Annotated in this window: 20 protein-coding genes; 12 read left to right on the top strand and 8 right to left on the bottom strand. The window is 45.6% G+C overall.

What is annotated here, in order from left to right:
* Nucleotides 1-9: 9 nt before the first annotated feature.
* Together ACXAGR_RS10870 and ACXAGR_RS10865 are read left to right on the top strand one after the other, a co-directional pair.
* Entirely contained in the window at nucleotides 10-360 is a 351-nt protein-coding gene (locus ACXAGR_RS10870) for a hypothetical protein (RefSeq protein ID WP_474850120.1), read from the top strand.
* 4 nt (nucleotides 361-364) lie between these two features.
* The gene (locus tag ACXAGR_RS10865) at nucleotides 365-646 is read left to right on the top strand and encodes a hypothetical protein (protein ID WP_474850118.1); all 282 of its coding nucleotides are present in this window, start codon (nucleotides 365-367) and stop codon (nucleotides 644-646) included.
* Between the two features lie 257 nt (nucleotides 647-903).
* Here the strand turns inward: ACXAGR_RS10865 and ACXAGR_RS10860 are convergent, their stop codons facing one another.
* Together ACXAGR_RS10860 and ACXAGR_RS10855 are read right to left on the bottom strand one after the other, a co-directional pair.
* Nucleotides 904-1,212: a hypothetical protein gene (locus ACXAGR_RS10860; RefSeq protein WP_474850116.1), complete on the bottom strand. Its 309-nt coding sequence runs from the start codon at nucleotides 1,210-1,212 to the stop codon at nucleotides 904-906.
* Nucleotides 1,213-1,337: 125 nt separating this feature from the next.
* Nucleotides 1,338-2,054 (bottom strand): hypothetical protein, encoded by a 717-nt coding sequence (locus ACXAGR_RS10855; RefSeq protein ID WP_474850114.1) that lies wholly within the window; start codon nucleotides 2,052-2,054, stop codon nucleotides 1,338-1,340.
* A 293-nt stretch (nucleotides 2,055-2,347) separates the two neighbouring features.
* On the opposite strand from ACXAGR_RS10855, the gene ACXAGR_RS10850 reads away from it, so the two are divergent.
* A complete protein-coding gene (locus tag ACXAGR_RS10850) occupies nucleotides 2,348-3,955 on the top strand; it encodes an AAA family ATPase (protein WP_474850112.1) in 1,608 nt (535 codons plus the stop codon).
* A 21-nt stretch (nucleotides 3,956-3,976) separates the two neighbouring features.
* Here ACXAGR_RS10850 and ACXAGR_RS10845 read toward each other — a convergent pair whose 3' ends face one another.
* Nucleotides 3,977-4,144, bottom strand: coding sequence for a hypothetical protein (locus ACXAGR_RS10845; RefSeq protein WP_474850110.1), 168 nt, complete (start codon nucleotides 4,142-4,144; stop codon nucleotides 3,977-3,979).
* 198 nt (nucleotides 4,145-4,342) lie between these two features.
* Here ACXAGR_RS10845 and ACXAGR_RS10840 point away from each other — a divergent pair, with 198 nt between their 5' ends.
* Both ACXAGR_RS10840 and ACXAGR_RS10835 read left to right on the top strand, forming a co-directional pair.
* On the top strand, nucleotides 4,343-4,759 hold the full coding sequence (locus ACXAGR_RS10840; RefSeq protein WP_474850108.1) for a hypothetical protein: 417 nt from the start codon (nucleotides 4,343-4,345) through the stop codon (nucleotides 4,757-4,759).
* Nucleotides 4,760-4,821: 62 nt separating this feature from the next.
* Nucleotides 4,822-5,598: a hypothetical protein gene (locus ACXAGR_RS10835; RefSeq protein WP_474850107.1), complete on the top strand. Its 777-nt coding sequence runs from the start codon at nucleotides 4,822-4,824 to the stop codon at nucleotides 5,596-5,598.
* Nucleotides 5,599-5,667: 69 nt separating this feature from the next.
* On the opposite strand, the gene ACXAGR_RS10830 is transcribed toward ACXAGR_RS10835, so the two are convergent.
* Together ACXAGR_RS10830 and ACXAGR_RS10825 are read right to left on the bottom strand one after the other, a co-directional pair.
* A complete protein-coding gene (locus ACXAGR_RS10830) occupies nucleotides 5,668-6,108 on the bottom strand; it encodes a hypothetical protein (protein ID WP_474850105.1) in 441 nt (146 codons plus the stop codon).
* 91 nt (nucleotides 6,109-6,199) lie between these two features.
* The gene (locus ACXAGR_RS10825) at nucleotides 6,200-6,892 is read right to left on the bottom strand and encodes a hypothetical protein (protein WP_474850103.1); all 693 of its coding nucleotides are present in this window, start codon (nucleotides 6,890-6,892) and stop codon (nucleotides 6,200-6,202) included.
* Between the two features lie 414 nt (nucleotides 6,893-7,306).
* Between ACXAGR_RS10825 and ACXAGR_RS10820 the strand changes: the two genes are divergently transcribed.
* Nucleotides 7,307-7,573: a hypothetical protein gene (locus tag ACXAGR_RS10820; RefSeq protein ID WP_474850101.1), complete on the top strand. Its 267-nt coding sequence runs from the start codon at nucleotides 7,307-7,309 to the stop codon at nucleotides 7,571-7,573.
* A 22-nt stretch (nucleotides 7,574-7,595) separates the two neighbouring features.
* Here ACXAGR_RS10820 and ACXAGR_RS10815 read toward each other — a convergent pair whose 3' ends face one another.
* Nucleotides 7,596-8,183, bottom strand: a complete 588-nt coding sequence (locus ACXAGR_RS10815) for a hypothetical protein (protein WP_474850099.1) — start codon at nucleotides 8,181-8,183, stop codon at nucleotides 7,596-7,598.
* A 5-nt stretch (nucleotides 8,184-8,188) separates the two neighbouring features.
* Nucleotides 8,189-9,952 carry a hypothetical protein gene (locus ACXAGR_RS10810; protein WP_474850098.1) on the bottom strand — a complete coding sequence of 588 codons (1,764 nt, stop codon included), beginning with the start codon at nucleotides 9,950-9,952 and terminating at the stop codon, nucleotides 8,189-8,191.
* A gap of 125 nt (nucleotides 9,953-10,077) precedes the next feature.
* Between ACXAGR_RS10810 and ACXAGR_RS10805 the strand changes: the two genes are divergently transcribed.
* A complete protein-coding gene (locus ACXAGR_RS10805) occupies nucleotides 10,078-10,977 on the top strand; it encodes a hypothetical protein (protein ID WP_474850096.1) in 900 nt (299 codons plus the stop codon).
* A gap of 101 nt (nucleotides 10,978-11,078) precedes the next feature.
* Here the strand turns inward: ACXAGR_RS10805 and ACXAGR_RS10800 are convergent, their stop codons facing one another.
* Nucleotides 11,079-11,702 carry a hypothetical protein gene (locus tag ACXAGR_RS10800; protein ID WP_474850094.1) on the bottom strand — a complete coding sequence of 208 codons (624 nt, stop codon included), beginning with the start codon at nucleotides 11,700-11,702 and terminating at the stop codon, nucleotides 11,079-11,081.
* A gap of 204 nt (nucleotides 11,703-11,906) precedes the next feature.
* Here ACXAGR_RS10800 and ACXAGR_RS10795 point away from each other — a divergent pair, with 204 nt between their 5' ends.
* The 5 genes from ACXAGR_RS10795 to ACXAGR_RS10775 all read left to right on the top strand — a co-directional run bounded on the left by ACXAGR_RS10795 (nucleotide 11,907) and on the right by ACXAGR_RS10775 (nucleotide 18,176).
* A complete protein-coding gene (locus tag ACXAGR_RS10795; protein WP_474850092.1) occupies nucleotides 11,907-12,572 on the top strand; it encodes a hypothetical protein in 666 nt (221 codons plus the stop codon).
* 17 nt (nucleotides 12,573-12,589) lie between these two features.
* The gene (locus tag ACXAGR_RS10790; protein ID WP_474850090.1) at nucleotides 12,590-12,928 is read left to right on the top strand and encodes a hypothetical protein; all 339 of its coding nucleotides are present in this window, start codon (nucleotides 12,590-12,592) and stop codon (nucleotides 12,926-12,928) included.
* 3 nt (nucleotides 12,929-12,931) lie between these two features.
* Nucleotides 12,932-14,608 (top strand): hypothetical protein, encoded by a 1,677-nt coding sequence (locus ACXAGR_RS10785; RefSeq protein ID WP_474850088.1) that lies wholly within the window; start codon nucleotides 12,932-12,934, stop codon nucleotides 14,606-14,608.
* Nucleotides 14,609-14,683: 75 nt separating this feature from the next.
* Entirely contained in the window at nucleotides 14,684-16,399 is a 1,716-nt protein-coding gene (locus tag ACXAGR_RS10780; RefSeq protein ID WP_474850086.1) for a hypothetical protein, read from the top strand.
* 64 nt (nucleotides 16,400-16,463) lie between these two features.
* Nucleotides 16,464-18,176, top strand: a complete 1,713-nt coding sequence (locus tag ACXAGR_RS10775) for a hypothetical protein (RefSeq protein WP_474850084.1) — start codon at nucleotides 16,464-16,466, stop codon at nucleotides 18,174-18,176.
* The last annotated feature ends 1 nt before the right edge of the window (nucleotide 18,177 follow it).

The raw sequence follows: 18,177 nt of genomic DNA, 5'->3' as shown, positions 1-18,177 counted from the left end.
AGTTTGACCATGAATAAAGGTCAGTACCACAGTGTAATTTCGCATAAAACCGTTGAACTCAAAAACGAAGAGGACAACATCATTAAAGTCGAGGTCATGATCTATGCAGCGAAAGCTGTCCCGTCATTCTCCGATCCTGATGGGGTAGATATTTCCCACAACGGCGTGGCTATTGTTTCCCCAGAACTGGGCGGCGTTATCGCGGACAAGCTGTTTCCCGCCGAAGGCGAACTGCTAAAGCCAACAGATGAGCAGGTAGCTTTCTTTGAGAAAATCACAGCGATTAATGAATTCTATGCCTTTGCCGATGAGGTGAACGCAGAGTCAAAGCGCCAATCCCGTAACATCATTGAGTTATAATTTAATGCTAAAGAAAATAAAAGCTGAGCATAAAGCTGCTCCATTCGGATGGCCACTTATCATTGCTGTTAGCTTATCCGGAGCGCTCGCTATTGCCATGATGCTATTAGGCATAATCCTGCACACGGAAACCGTCAGAAACTGGCTGATTGGCCATTATGATGAGTTTAAAACGCTGCACGACGCCATGGACTATCTCTATACCGCACTCAGCATATCCATTCTGGCTATGATCCTACTCTACTGGGATTATCGCTCAAGCATTAAAAAAGCTGGTGGGAAATAGCCACCAGCACAACCTTCTTTGTAGTGATGCCAATATCACTTCAATTTGCCACAACGACCCCGCGTTATCTCAATAACCTTGCTTACCAGCCAAAAATAACTTTAACTGCTTGATAGTGCGTACAAAAAAGCCGAGCGCAAGGCTCGGCAAAAGAAGGGAAACACACATCCAAATAAAAACGCTAACAAACTATAACGGCTTTCATTCAGGTCTTTATAATACTTCATCTATTTTAATAGTTCAAGTTTTTTAGCTGACTATTTGTGATGCCACCAAATACGCACTTTGTTCACAATATTCCACACAATACCAATGACCGTAATAAGTGCTGGTAGTGACTGACCATCAGATTCTGCACGGAAAAACCAAACCAAACCAATAACGATCATCAATCCAGAAATTAACGCCTGAATCTTAAGCTTCTTACTCGTTTCTTGAGTTGTATTTAACACCACCCCAGCTGAAGACACTTCTTTTAGAGCAGCTATTGGAACTCCACATTTAACACACGTTGGTGCCTTATCAGAAACACTTTGACCACATTCCTTACAGTTAATTAATGCCATTTGAATCCTCCAAACTATTTTTTTCAATAAACTCAACTCTTGCCTTACCAACAATAGATCTTTAAATTCGCAATTGAGAAAGCACGAGCCAAAGAAATTTTTACACGAATACGCAATAAGTTATTCTAAAATAACAACCCCTTCCTGATTGCTGAAAGGTTCTCCATTATCTGCTCCTGTACCACCAGACTCGCAATACCCGATTCCGACACTAACCAACTTTGGATATCATCAATCTCACGCTGCATGCTGACTACCGCCCCCTGTGTAGACAAGCCCAGCTTTAAATCAGCTGCGGTATACCATGGTGACGGTATGAAATCAGCCTTATACTCAGAGATGAGCTTCGACAACAACAGCGACTGTGAAAACACATTCCAGCGCAATACTTCGGGCACATCAAGGCCTGCCAACATAGTCAGCCTTACCCCTTTCCAGTTTTCCGCCAGAGTTTGCTCAAAATCATCACCGATACAGTAAGGCAGTACATCCTCAAGCTCATCACCTTCCTTGATAAGCCCGTTATCAACAACCACCTTACTATGCTCAGCAGCCGCCACTAACTCTCGTAGACGATGCACAAACCAGATATCACCTGCCTCGGCGAACGCAATAAGATCACCCCTGCACTGACGCACCACGTCGGCCACATGCGTTAAATCTTCAGAGAAAAATCTCACAGCGCCGTCTTCAATTCCTGATTCCGTTACAGCATCTGCAACAACAGCAGGATTACCAACAATAAGCAGCTCCCATGCCGTATGGCATTGAACTTTAATTGATAACAATGTATCAACCACACCCGCGCTTAAGGGTGTTCTCATGATTATAGATACCAACATAAATACCTCCGTAACAGGATGGAATATACCACGTTTTAATTGACCCGGCTATCTAAGTTTTTTGTTCGTCTAAATGGCTATCATTAAGTATAGCTATTAATACTTTAAATAAATTAAATGGGGTGTATGATGCCTGAACAGATTTGCTTGAGAGGCCAATCTTTGCAAATTCATTTGCAAGAACCCAACCTTTGCCGCCATTCCCTTGGCGGCATTTTTTTATCCTCAATTGTCTATTTACAATCTTTAATATTTGTGATATATTAAGCGTATTACAATTACGGAGTAGATTCATGGAATTAGCACTTAATTTAGATTATCAAGAAGATCTAAAAGGCATCTTCGAAAAGAAAGGCAATGAAGAAGCAGTCAAAGTCTTTCAACAAAAACGATGGGGTGGCCGTGAAGGCAAACCGTATACATACGAGTTTCACCGCAAGGCATGGACAACGGAAACGCTCAGTACGTTAAAAGAGTATTGTCAGGAAAAAGGCGACAGAGCCGCCGTCCGTGATATCAACATGTCAATCAAGCTGATTGAGGCGTCAAAAGGCGTAAAGATTTCCAAGCTTTCACAGCTCAAAAATGCATTCAGACAGCTTATCGAGGACAACCTCATCAAAGGATGGCTATTTCACCGGAGTACAGGACTCCCTTCACTGGTGACCTCCATTGAGTATTCGCCTAAGAGTGAGCGCTCTGATGCCTATATCAGCGTTACCTTGTTGAATCTGCATGGCGAAAACCGCTCCATTATCACTGTATACTCCCACGAAGCCATGGGTCTGGACGCTTACACCATCCTTGCCAACAAAGGATATATACCTGAAACACAGGAGCTGATTGACAGCCACACCCACGAGTGTGAGTTGTTTACTCAGTATATTCCCCTGTATTCAACACAGTTTCAGGTTACAGGCACAACAAAAGCCAGCACCGGAAAGTACAATCGGCCAACAACAATACCGGCAGGCAGAAAGCTCATTCAGGATGTTAGTGAGCCAAAATCAACTTACACAGGTTTTGACAGAGGCTACTTCTGGGCAAAAGGGGAGGATTACGACCTGAACCTCGGCGACCCTCATACAGAAGTACCCCTTCATCCGTATATCTGCTTCTTTGACTTGGAAGAGCATGAGCACATAAACCTCCTGCCGTCACAGGTAAAGATTTATGAATACAAGCCAGAGTTACGTGAGAAAATTGTACTTCCTGATATTCAAAAAGAGCTGCTGGATATTCTGGTACACGATTTTGATGTGATCCGAAGCGATATCGTGGAGGGTAAATCTGGCGGAACATTCGTGCTCTGCAAAGGCTCGGCAGGTCTTGGTAAAACACTGACCGCAGAGATCTACTCCGAGGTTATTAAAAAACCCCTTTACCGCGTACACAGTGGTCAGCTGGGCGTTGATCCTAAAGATGTCGAGAAACGCCTGAAGGAAATCCTGAAACGCATGGAAGACTGGGGTGCAATCGGCCTGCTTGACGAGTGTGACACCTATGTGCGCAGACGTGGCGACGACATTCACCAAAACGCTGTCGTTGCTGCTTTTCTTCGACAGCTGGAATATCACAACAGCATGATTTTCATGACCACTAACCGCAGTAACGATGTGGACGAAGCCATTGAAAGTCGCGCAGCAGCCATTATCTTGTACGAGAACCCTACTGATGCACAGTCAAAGCAGCTATGGGCTATTCAGGGCGAGAACTTTGGTTTTGACTTCAGTGAAGACGAGATTAAAGAGCTAATGAGAGGATTACCTCAGATAGCAGGCCGAGACATTAAAATGCTGTTGAATCTGGCTTCACGCTACCGCACTGCCAAACCGGATTTAACCAACATCGAACTTATCAAGACCTGCTCAAGCTTCCGAGGCTTGTCTTACAGCAACTAGCGATATTACGGGGCTGCTCTTTTAATCGGGCAGCTCCGTCCATCCGAAATACTCACCGAGAGTCTCAATGATATACTCGGAGTTCATGCCCACATAAACCATTAAGGCTATCAGCGCCAGTCCGGCGAGCACCTCAAATACCTTACCAAATTTGGCGACAAGTGCCCCAAAAGTGGAACGTGTCCGCATGTACATTAATAATACTCCATAAAATTTACAGGCGATTATAGAGCGATAAGTAGACATATGAAATAGTTAAAAATACTTAATGTAAATTTTCTTGCATTTAAACATTAAATTTTTCAAAAACTCCCACATTTAACTTGTGCGTTTTGCGTACAAAGATATACTTTAGTATAGTTCTAAGAAGTATATAGAGAGGCAAGTATGAACATGGAGCCGAGTTCGGTGATGCTTATTTCCGGCACAGCCTGTTTTGCCGAGCCAAATAAATCTGCCAGCACGAAAATAACGGTAACCGCTCACCTGAGAAAGGGCGAAATAACTATTATTGATGCATCCATTTACAGCTCCGAAGGCGGACTTTCAGTCGAAAAGGTAGTGCTGACACATAAAATAAACAAAATCCTCAGCGACCCTGATGCCGCTGTTCAACATATAACAGCGTTTCAAATTCATGAGATCCATAGCAAAGAAGGTAACGTTTACACCATCCTCAGGCAGCGTGAAACCGGTGTAGATGTACTTAAAAACACGCCGGACAAATCATTCAGGCATATAAGTGGCAAGGTGATAGCCAGATTTGCCCAATCAAAACTTAAGCATATATATATCGCAAATTAACATTTCGTTATTCAGCATACTGTGCTATTTTAACGATAATATTTACGACGTATTTTAATATCATGACAACAACTATCTATCTCGATCAGAGTATTATCAGTGGCTATGTGCAGGGCAGATTTAATCTGGCCACAGCGCCTGACACACAGTATGTATATTCGTGGTTCAACCTGCTTGAAATTCACAAGTCAGATACGCCTGAAAAATACCTCTATGCACTGGCAGAACTTGATGCATCTTTTATGTATATCAGCAGCAATGATGAGATAAAACTTGCAGAGGGTCTGATCCCAACAGAGGTATATGCAGCCTTTAAAGGTAACCATGGCACCATTGACACAAGACAAAATCTGAAAGCCTTCGAATTCGTGATCTACTTTATGGAAGAGATCAGTCGCTATAATGCCTCTGAAATGCGATTCAGGGAGAAAAACTACCAACCCAGCACAGAATTCGCACCTGACACAATGAGAGTCATATGGGAAAACATCGACCCCTCTATCAGAGAGGAGACCCCCGAGCGCTACTTCCAGCTGCACCACCTGACTCAGGACACACCCCGTAACAGACTGCTTGGATTCTGCTCATGCTGCCGCATTTTCGACGGGATTCGCTTTCATTCTGAACGCCCCAACCAGAAGTCTGACTATATGACTAACACACTATGTGATGCCGCGCACATCGCTATGGCCAGTTATTGTGACTCACTACTTTCTGCTGACAAAAAAATGATTTTAAGAGCTGAGGCGCTGTACCAATTTACACAACTTCAAACAGTGAGCCAATTAGCCACAGAAAAAGAAACTATCAGGGAGAAAGCGCAGCTCTATGTTGCCTAGCTGGCACTGCGGTATACCGGCAACCGCCAGCATCATTATTATCATCGATGCCAATAAATAAACCTGCGCCTATTCAGCAATCTTTACCTGAATAAAGCAACCTTCGGTTCTGCTAGCGCCAATATTGCTCACAATGTCGTTACAGAACCTTACAACAGGCGCATGAACCTCACCATCTGGGAAGTTTAGCTTTTCATATCCCATAAAAATCGACCAGTTTGCCCTTACCTCTCCCTTTTTCCGCTCTGCGCGGGCACCAACCCATATCTTCCGTTCGTCAAAACTCTCCGGCCAGTTTCGGGCGGCGTAATAAGAGAAGTCTCGGCCACTCTCGTAAACCTGCTCTTCTGACAGGGAGAATCCTTGGCAGCGCCAGCTCTCACCGCTCATCGTGACCGTATCGTCGACACACACCTTTACGACACTCTCCCCCTTGCCAGCATCAATATCAACATTACTCATTGCTGACTGAAGCGATGTATTTTTACCCATACTACTGCATCCGGTCATGCCGATTACCATACATACCAATAGGATTTTCTTCATCATTCCTCCATGCAAAAGGACTGCAAAGCAGCCCTCTTAAAAGTTTTTTGTCTTATCAGGACTCTGTTACGGTAATTTCACCAATACGGTAAAACACCACGCCTTTACCAGTATCGCCACCATAAACACTGATACCCTCACAATCTGCAACATTGCCGCTCATACTCATGGATGTCCATTGTGCGTTACTCCACTGGTCGGTATTGCGCCAGATATCAACATATCCCCCATTCTTATAGCACTGCACCACCAGCATCCCTCTGTTGCCGTATCCGTCGCTCACACCAAACTGGAGATCGACCTTCACATGACCGGTAAATGGGCGATCAGAATAGTGACTTTGGCGAATCCAGCCCTTGTTTCTTGCCTCCATTTTGCCTGAGTACGTTGACAAATTGCCGTCGAACGGTAGCTGGTACTGACTAGCGTCAGTCGTATAGTTTATCCATGAGCCGTCTTTGCCGTGCATCACGTCATAAGACCAAGAAAGCGGCTCCCGCTCTTCCTCTTCCAGATCTTCTTCCGGCGCAGTGGTTTCTGAACCAGATTCAGCGCCCGCACCTGTCTCACCGGATGATTCAGATGAACCGGTTTCAGTGCCAGAAGCACCCGAATGACTTACCATGCCTGCCGGAATAACAGGACTACCCTGCACCCCTGAAGTACGGTAAACATACTGCTGAGCAAACGCATCCGCACCAATAAACATCAGAGACGCTGCAATAACACTTAATTTTAAAATTTTCATAGAGCCTCAACATTAAATACCAGTTATGCATAAACATATAAATAATACATCGTATATTTTATTGACGCAAGCACACTACCCTGCATTTACATTCAACAATATTGACTTTCAGTAGATAATGTGTTATTTTAATTATGCACTATTAAGAGTCAATAACATCATGTGGAAACAGACGCCATTACCCGAAAACTGTAAGACCGGAGCAGATGTCCAAGCCTTTGTCTGGGCGGGGATAAATAACTCCTACAAACTTGTAGGCAAAGATCCTGTGAGTCAAAAGGCCATTGTTGTCCGACTTAACTGGTTCCAGTGGGAGCAGAAGACAAAAGATGGTACGTTGCTGAAAGACTTTCCGGTTCCGGCCCCTTTAGAGCAGACTGCCTGACCAAAAATTATTATTTTCAAGGAATTCTAATGAAATTTAAAACCGTAACCAAAGGTGAGATTACCGGAAATATCGATTTACCAATACAGGACGTGTTTCTTGCCAGCACCGACCCTGCGGGACTCTGGGTAGGAATGGCAGATAAAGGCTCTACGGCATTAAGCATTGCAAGCTATGATAAAGAGCTGATTGCACAAGCTGAGTCTGTTTTGAAAAGTGTCAATATTGACGTCAAAGATACGACTCCTGAGCAAGTAATTCATGCACTTACTGCTCAGGAATTGCTGGTGGCATAAACCACCAGCGCTGACATTCAACTCAGTCTTGCCAAGCTCGGCTGCCAAACCCTTCTTCCAAGTAATACGAATAAACCTTAAAGTACATGATCAGGCCGCAATCATAGGCCTGATCAGAATCATCCTGCTTATTTACGCCAAACCCGATATATTTACCGTCGATAGTGACGGGCCTTATGTCACGCCCTTCAGGGCAAACAGCAGGACGCTGAATAACAGCCTCCTTTTTCTTATCGTAATACCGGTACTTTATGACGAGCAAATCACCGTCCACCTTATGATCGTAGTAATCGTCAATTTTTACGCCGCGCATAAAGCCTTTAAAGGACATGATTGACCAGTACATATCCACCTTTTCAGGTGTTTCATGATACATCTCCTTAAGCCACAAATCCGGTAAATCATGCGTCGACATGTATTCAGGGTTCAACAGCGTGTCTTCGATATGCAAAGGCACTTGGTAAACCGAGGGCCATAACTTAGCAGGGATGTATGTCCAGAGAATCATAATAACAAGCACAACAAGACCCAAACCGGCTTTTGCGGCCTCGAATTTCATCTTGTCTTCTTTACTATTCCAAGCGATAAAATCATCTGAATTAAAAGGCATTTTGTTTATCCCCCAAGACTCAGCCAACAACCCATATTAACCCCACGCAACTGGCCAAGCTGTGTTGGCGCTGACAGTGAACGCATCACCAGCAGACACTTTCCTGCCTGACAGAAACCACTCTCTTTTTTCATTCTTGATAACAAGGAAGGCTTAATCGCTTCTGCGAGCGACTTCTCCAGATGATCACCTACCCGTGCTACAGGAAGCAAAGAAGCATCCGTGACAACATAGGAAGTGTAATTCATATACCGACATGAATTACTACCCGCCCAGCGTTCATCATTAAACTCAGAATCAACATGAAAGAATGCACCAGAACCCGCCTGCATAAATGCCACCATATCAAGTTCATCAGGGTAATATCCATCACTGTCCAGATACACCAACCACCCCTCTTCCGGTGTCGGCTGTTCGACCATCGCGAGTTTCAATGCCTCCATCGCGAAAATAGTCATTGAACGATAGTCGGTCTCCTGCTCCGCCAAATTATCAGGCAAGATCACCAGCAAAATCGCTCTGTCTGCCAGTTTAGTCGCCAGACGATCCCCCAGCGCCGGATCATAACCGAAATTCTCTGCCGCTTTAAAAACAAGAGACAACAGGTTAAAAACAACCGCATAGGTGGATTCGGCAACGTCCTCCACCCCGTCAAGCCCCATTACCCGATACAGGTATTCATGCCAGTGATTAATGGATTGATCAACACCGAACCCGTTTATCATCCCAAGCTCTGTTGTCAGGCTATCCCCATCGAAAAACGGAGCAATAAAGTAATCCATAAACACCCGTCTTAGTTCGGATTGTGCTTCATCGCCGAGATCCTGCCAGATTGCCGTAGTCCAAAGCCCTTTGTGCGAGGCCAGTTCGCTGAGCAACCGCTCCTGCCCTGCATCGGCCAATACTGACTCGACATGCTTGAGCATCATGCTTATTTCTACCTGACGTTCAATAAAGCTTTCGGATTCTTCCGATGTTCTCAATGCCGCATTTACGCCGCGCTCCGCTCCTGCCCGCATCCAGCGTTGTAATGCAGAAGATTTATCAGCCTTGCTTATTACCAATGGATCGAAAGATACCTTGTCTCCAACCTTAATCTCAGGTGCGTCAGACACAGATAAGTCCCACACCCCTAACGGCAACCCGAATGCATTCGCTGCATCGCTGGCATACTTACTTATCTCTGTCATTCTGCTTTTATGCGCGACAATCACCGCACCCCGTCTCTCCGTCTTGGCTAAAACCATGCGTTCCACCAGCAAGGTTCTGAAGTCAATCCCCTCTGGGGTGTTTTCAGATAAGATACAGGTGCAGCCTCCCAGCTCTTCCGGATAAAGTGTTTCCGGCAATCTCCGCGCCAAAGAGCGTTGTGAAAACAGTGAAAATTTACCCAACTTCCTTTCCCTGCCACAAAGCATTTTTGTAATTACCTCAACAGCAGCAACAGGGGAAAGCATCGGATGCCTGATCCCAAGGTATCCCCGACAAGCCCTCACTAACTGCAAGCGCAAAATATCTTCCTGAACCCGACTCATACGGTCTATAAGAACCGGTTCCTTCAGGCCATCCTGAAGCGGCCTGCCGTCCAAAATACGTCTTGACGCTACGTTCATAGATGCATCCGAGTTCCAGCCGAAGCCTTCTGCAATGCAATCTCTGATTTCATCGACAGACACTTCGCCCACCGGTGACTCACAGGCGTTTAGTGCAGCTTTGAGATTGTTTACAAAATAAAGGGTTTCCGAAGATTTCCGAGATAATACGCGCATAAATAAATCCGTAAATAATATCTCAAAATTATAATACATTGAGAATATAAATCCAACACTTAATTGTTTACTTTATACAGACAATGTGTTATTATAAACATACTGAATTCGGAGAGAGTGAACGCATGAAGAATATCCGCAAGCTTGCAAGCCCCCATCTGTTTGATGCTACTATCGAGCGTACCAAAGCCCTGCTTAACAATATGGGCTTTAGCGCATCAACCGAAAACGGGGCGCTCCCCCTTGTTCTCAATCTCAGCAAGCAGTACCACCTCTCTGCAATGTTTGCACTGCCAGAAGAGCATCTGGTAGTGAGCATTATGACGACCAGCAAAAGCTCGCCGTCAGGCGTATGGTTTCACATCAATGTATCACACTACTGTAACACTAACAGTGACACTCTGTTGCTGGATTTTGAGATTGAGGTTGCAAAGAATGACAATAACATCCTCACACTTGCCAAAATCAAAAAGGCAATGCGCGACTGCGACCACTACGAAATGCCGGAGTTGCGACTGTATCAACAAGGCGTGCTGGTACAAGTGGCTGAAGACATTGCAGCTCTTGGAGCATTCCTGTACCAGTCAGATCTGGAAGACTCTGGCATTCAATTAGGAGGCACAAAGTTCTTCAATACCTCATACCAAGGCCCAACCCTCTATACGGGGTTCGAGCTGGTACTACCCAAGGACAGCAGAGACACCCTTACGCCAGCCGAAGCAGTAGAAATCATACAGAGTTGGTACGACGATGATATTCTGGATAACAATGAATTTCATCTCTGCGCAGAGTCATTCAAGCATGAAATCAAAGGTGGCGCACTGCGCATCAGCGACGAAAACAGAGACGCCAGTGTGAAAGTTACAGACGAAGGCTTTGTGGTGTCAGTAGTGCTGTCTGAGCGATTGCCTGATGCTGGCAAAGATATCCGCATCGACGACGCACTGTATGCGCTTGTCTGCAATATCGCACAACTCAGGGATAGCGGGCTAATAACATCAGCCAGACAATTCCGGCTCTATTAGCGAAATACAAAAGAGGGCGCAACATCCTGTCGCGCCCCAAGGATGCATGGGAAGAACAATCCCAGCAGGCAAGGGGTGAATATTACCTTGCCATGATATTGTTACGCCGTCTCCAAGGAATGGTTCACATGGCGCTCCTCATAAGACAAAATACGACCTTCGTGACGATAAACGTGCTTTGCTACAGCAGAGAAAGACGGGGCGCTTGCACTTATCATGCTTCTTAACGTTCTCAGATGAACCTCAGCAATCTTGTACTGTTTTTTAGCAAGTGCAACAACCACCTCTCGGGCCAGAAACTGCGGTTCATTATACACAGTGATACGGGACTGTCTGATAGCCAACTGACGAAGCAGGATATCGCCGTCCATTTCAAGACTATGACGATCACAGCCTTTATACTCTGCGTTGTTTGTGAGATTTTCCTGATGCGTCGCCCAGAAGTTGTACTCCAGCGTAGATAGAATGCTTTTTACCTTTGCGAGCACCAGATCAGGGTAGAAGGCGTCTGTCGCCACACCGTGCGTCATGATGTACAGCAACTCTGTGGCATGTTCAATTACATAGGGGAAAACCCCTCCCCCCATCAATCTGGAGAAATCTCGGCGAATTGAAAATGGACTACCTTGGCCTTGCTTTTGAGCATATGTAATACCCATGAAGGCTGCAATTACATCGCCTTTATTGCCGGTACTGGCAGGTGATTCTGTCGTGTGTTGTGTCATGTTATAAAATCCAACTTAAAATAGATCAACTATATTAAAGTAACTTTCTCAGCCTGTCAGCCTCTCATTTTAACTTTCTTTTTTTTAGTTGACTTTTAGGTAGGTTCTGTGTTATTATAATAGCTCAGTCACGGAGATGATCTTGATATTTTCTGATATTTTCATGACCAAGGCAATTAACTCGGCTGACTTCATCTGATTTTTGTGTTATTTCAGAGAGGTTGCCACAAAGAAGAATTCAGAAGGATTGCAGTAGCCATGTCGTTATCCAAATTGTTAGCAAAAACATTCAGCAATTTCGTCGCTGCTGCCACTGATAGTGAGACTTGTCGCGAGATAGCCCCGCTTTATGAGTATTTCAAAGGCCGCGACGAAGATTTCGAAATAGACCATCTGGGTTGGGAGCTGCTAATCAATCCCGCAAAAGAAAGCCTTGGCGACCCCACTCTACACCCCATATCAATGGCGGTGAATGCGCTGATGAAGGCAGGAGCAAATCACCCTCCAGCCAGTCTTGCCAAAGAGGCGTTTATGAAGCCAGACAATGCGTATATATTCGCAGCCATGCTGGTGGGGGATAGCCGTTTTTTCATCCTGACTGACGATGAATGCCAGTGGGTTGATATCGCCTACAGCATCGCTTTTGAACCTGTTGTTCGCTTGCTTGAAGAACAGGGATTGGCATCATCATCCACCAGCACTGATCACCTGAAAGCACTACTGAACTTCAGTGCCAATCACCCAAACAGATCAGGCGATGTAACACAGGTCATTGACTACATGCTGCGTAAAGGATATTTGAGCGCAGACCAACTAAACACGACAGAATCGTGCTATTACAACCACCCATCTGCGGGGTTTAAGGCTTAATATCAGATGGGGTTAATATGAGATTTTCAGACTATCTCGACAAACAGGTAATTCACAATTCTGAGCATGCCGCGAGGAAGGATATCAGCCACCTCATCAAGCGCTGGGATAGCGTGTTTAACCCAGCGAAGCCCGTTCTTGACAGGTTGCAGGCAGAAGCGCTTGCCGTTAACTGCAAACAAGAGGCGATCAGTATCGAGAGCGATCCTCACCTGTACTCGCTAATCACCGAGGTAGCCTCAAAGCACTTGCACGGCGATACCGGCATTCTGGACGGCAAGCCAGAGTTGACACTTTCACAGGCTATTACTGATGAAATTCTTTCTTTGGTTTCAATGCATCTTCGGAGCCTGTAAGTAATGAAAAATCTGGTTGCCACTTACGACAAAGCCTTATCTTCTCTGATTAAAGACGGTTATCATGATGATGCCAAAGACATTTTGAGCAAGATATTAAGTATCATAGAGCCTGATAGTGACACGCTGTCAGCCGAAACATGGAATCTTTTGCTTCGCACTGAAGAAAGTTTACCTCTGCTTGTAGAGGCAGCAAAGCGAGGTCTTGACATGCCTTTAGACCGAGTTCGCATTCTTACCTGCTTTCCGAACTTTATCCCCCTGCTTAGACAGGAAGCCGCCTATGTACACCGCACACTAGATCGTTACCATCCAGACAGAACGCGAATCCTTCATAGCGCCCTGAATTATGACCACACAGCCTCTGCTGTCGAACTACTGGAAAGCGGGTGGTCAATATCGCCCTCTTCAACATTAACTAAAATCACGCTTGAAAAAATCGTTTTAGCTGCCACGACAGACAATAGTAACGCAGCCGACACCGCCATATGGCTGATTGAAAACGAACTTGCCGATCCTGCACTGGCACCTGACGCTGATACGCAGGATTTAACTGCACTCTTTCGATCCAACGACCCCGTAATCGTCAATTGGGTAGCAGATTACCTTCACGCTGCGTTTGGCAACCCGCAGGATTCTACAAACCCCTTAGTCCCAGCGTATTTAACCGGTAATACATTACTCATTCGCTTGCTAAAGAAAAAAGGTATTTCATTACCCACCCTGACAGCAACGACAGTTCACAGCGAAGATTTTAAAAATCATGCCAAGCGCACTCTTCCGAGCCTCGCCGATAACGAGGGCGGCTTAGACATACTCACAGAATTTACCCTGCCGGTATTCGCCGCCATGCTCCGATACCAGCTTGACGACAGCGGCAAAAGAGCGAAGTCCGAACTGGAACTAGCAAGATTCAACTGGAATATGGGTGGATTAACAAAGAACATCTTTGCTGCGTGTACTGCAAATGGGATTGGTATTTCGAGTCCCGATTTACTTCACTGTATTCATCTTCTTACATGCCTTTCGTCCGACCCCCTGTTGCGAGTCGGGACAGCCCTTGAAGTTATACAATGGACAGCACCAGACCCATCTGACTTACCTTTAATCTTCAGGGAAACACCTCTCAACCCAGAACTCAAAGTCAACGCGGAGTCACCACAGCAAATCCTGAACTGTGTGATTCAGGCCGAACTGGCAGATATCCCAAACCCAGATAAGCTCGTGGTCGCCTACGGACGCTTTATTGAGGGCAACTTTACTTGCGAAACCAGCCTTCAGCTCGCGGTAGCGGATGCACTGAAACGTGCAATAAAAGATGAGAAAAAGATGTGGCTGTTACGGCTCCTGCCTGCACTAAATCTCACCTTCCTTCGCATGCCAGCATGGAAATTTAAGACTGACAGCATTACCGAAGAGTGTTTCGACATACTGCTGGAATCTGACAAACCCGTGACCAATTGTGACAACGCATTCAAGATGATGACATACTTATCCTGTTGTCATCCTCACACACACCCTGAGATTATCCCCGCCCTATGCCGGAGGATGAGAACTACATTTAGCGCAGTGCGATTAGAAAAACTACTCCAAACATGGGATTTACAACCTTACGAGCTGATGAACCATCCTGAGTGCCCACCGCAAGCGCAGGCTGTATTAATGACAATGCATGCATAATAGTGAGTGAATATAAATTTACTTTTGGCCTATTCTGTGTTATTATGAATGCACTTTGACGCACTGATTAATAAAATGAAATCACTTAAATTGCTTCAGGATACATTTGGATTCGTCCTCGCTTCGGTGGAAAATAACGAGGACTACAGACAAATTGTACCTTTATTTCAGCATTTCCAAGCGCAGTGCGGCGAAGGTACAGGCTTCGAAATTGATCACGACAACTGGTACTTAATACTCAATCACTTCACTAAGCTCACAACCTCCTCTGATATATTCGCCCACCCTATGCCCATGGTGCTTGTGGAACTGATAAATGCCGGAGCAAACCGTCCACCAGCCACACTGACCAAAGAAGCTTTTTTAAAACCATATAACGCCTGCATGTTCTTGGCGTTGCTGGTGGCGGATAAAGAGTACTTTTTTCGCACTGACAGCGAGTGCCACTGGGTCGATGTTGCATACCAAAGTGGCAGCTTTACTGTCGTAAAAACACTGGAAGAACTTGGCCTGACCTCATCATCCGACAGCATTGAAAATCTTAAAAAGGTACTGATCTCAGGCTTCGAAAACCCCCTCTTTACCGAAAGCGCAGCACAGCTCATCTGCTATATGCTGCAAAAGGGACACCTGTCCGCTGATACCAATCCGCTGAACACAGCTGCAACAGTAAGCGAGTTCCTAGATCCCACTACCAAAAAAATTCTGGCGATCACCTCCTCTGCCACACCCGAGATTAACGAATGGCTACTGAGATGTGCTGAGCAGACAAACACACTGAGCCACCTTACTATCGCCGCCTATCTTCTCGGCAATGATTGCATGATTGAATTTCTTTACGCACGCAGCATTACCCTGCCCTGTGCTGAAGATATCCTTATGCTTCATCCCCATTTAGATTTCCCCGACCATATCCGGATGCTTGAAGACAAAGCAAAAAAAGAAGATACAGCGGAATGCACACACATTCTGAACCGGTTCAGCTTTCCTGTTATCCTGCTTATCGCACGCAGAGCACTTAACGGCGACACTCAGGAGCAAAAAAACCTCCACACTTTATTTCAATGGGCTTCGCACTGCTACCTGAACAACGCTTCGCCAGTCAAAGAGGATGTGCTCCAAACCCTCCTGCTCGCAAATCTGTCAACATTACATACTGAATCTTACAATATAAACTTTGTTACCCTGTATATGCAGGCTATTGACCACCCGAATGTCCAAAAAGCCCTGTGGCAAGCTTCCGCCTACGCCGACCCAGAAATGCCAAGCAAGACCAAGGGGTTGTTTTTACGTCATGCCCTCGCAACTGAAACTTCTGACCCTCAGCGATATGCAAAAATGCTGGTGGATACGATACTGCCTGACACTGACACCAAGCTGCACAGTGATATTTATTACAGCCTGCTGTACTGCTTCGAACTTAATCCGGATATGCCCTTGTTTTTCGCTTTTATACAAGCATTGCGGGATGGAGGGCTACAGGAGGCACATTTCCAGTATCTCACGGATACAGGCCGATACAGCATCACCAGCTCGGTAAGCCGAGTGTTAACCCAATACAGTGAGGGCAAGCTTAGCAACGCCAAGCAACAAGTTATGTTTATTGGTTTAGCACCGGAACCAATGAGAGCCACGATACTCTCTGAAGCAGGTAACACTCCTGTTTTTCATGAACAAGGGCAGGCCATTGCCAGCTACTTATGCTTACTGTGGAATGCGTCACCTTACGACCTGCTTCAGCTTCCCGAGCTGCCGGAAAACGTAACCTGCGCACTTTTATCACTCATGTAAATGTTGACATCAATATATTTTTGTGTTATTATAAAGACTATCTTAATAAGACTGCGAGTGCGTAATGAGCAAAGAAAACAAGATCCTGTGTGAAGCCTTTGAAAGCCTAGCCAAGAATGCCGATTTTGATACCGCAAAAGCGCTGCTTACGCACTTCCCTAAACAGATCCCTCTGGACTCAAATACGCTGACACTCTGCTGGTACGACGCCATTCGCAGCGAGACAGCAGATAAGATCCATTTTCTGGCAGGCTGCGGCATTGATATAGCTGACCAATCTGTATACTCGCAGGTCATTGAAGAAAATTCATTTGAAAACATGGTGGCTGTCTATGAGCACCACCCAGATTGGTTTCATCGGGGGATTAAGGTTAACCCTAACGCTAGGGAGTTGCCAAAAAGCCCTGTAGACAGAGCGATTGTGCGCAATCAACCACAAAAGGCCCGATTCCTCATTGAAAAAGGCATTGCCATGTCAGACGGCTACAGGCTCGAACTGGAGCGGGAAGCATGGCTGTCATCTGACGCATACCACAACGACAAAGCGATAGAAACCGCCCAGCTTGCTATCGAACTGCTTAACGAAAAGCCGGAAAGCTTTGTGACTGACGACGATTTCCTGCCAAAAGGATTTGCTCAGAAAGTACTTCTGAACATGCCGGAACTCAATCTCCCCCTGTTGAGGAAGTTCTGGAGCGGAGAAGGCAAAGAGTGGCTTCTTCCTATTGCGCAACTGCTCCTGCGTTCAGACATCCTTGTTGTAGCAGAAGAAAAAGGGATTACCGTCGAATCGCCTGATATCGCGAATATAGTGGAAGATTTCAAAGACTTTTCATCACTGATAAGAGTATCTAATAAAGCGTTCCAGAATCGCCCTACAGATGTCCTTGATCAGGCTCCGCACGGATATATCAATGATAACTTTCTGCACCTTTTTGATATTGCCGTCGAGACACTGAAGTCAAAGAACTGCTTTAATTACTACTATGAAGAGCTGATGCAAAATGTCATCACTTATGTCGACAAACTTAATAATCCAGACCTGATAGATGCGCTGCTGGAACGATTCCTGAGCAATATCCGAGACGGTGACGACGACAAAAACAAAAAGATGCGCGAAATTCTTTACCACGAAATGAATGACCTGATTGCCGGACTGTCAGATGCAGGAGCTGCCCTTGCGCTGGAAAAACTCTTTGAATTGTCGGATGTGCCTGAATCAGCATACACCTCGCCTGAGTTCTGCGGTCTGGTTGAGATGATTCCGCATTACAACGTCTCTGTCGCTGAATTCTCTGCGGCAATAAGATCTGGCAAAATCATGAACAAGATTGCCAACAAACGTATTGCCTCACCCAAAACGTGGGTAATGCGCTGCACAGCCAACTTCGCTACAGGAAACGCAGCGTATCGCATGAAAACCATGCCGGAGTTTGTGTCGCTCTTCGACCCTCTGACCGAAGCGCAGTGGAATGATATTAAGGAATTCTCCGGTTTTGACGGCAAGAGCATCAAGGCGATACTGGGCTATGCCCGTTCGAATTACAATGGCAACAAAAGCGCCTCCGCCATGGAGGGGCTGACTTTACTTAGCCTGTTACCTGAATCAATGCGCCCGCAGGCTATTGATGCTATTGCAGAAAAAGTACAGAATCTGGCAGCTGATTTTCCCTTTCAGTGGCTGTCCTGCGCTTGGGGAAAAACCCCTTACGACATGATGAGTGAGTATGACATCAAAGACAAAACACGCGCCCTACTTATGGCAAACATGTCTTAAC

Source organism: Alteromonas sp. ABH4_457, from assembly GCF_056160625.1.
Note: the sequence above shows the minus strand (reverse complement) of the source record. Positions and strands in the feature narration are given on the sequence as shown.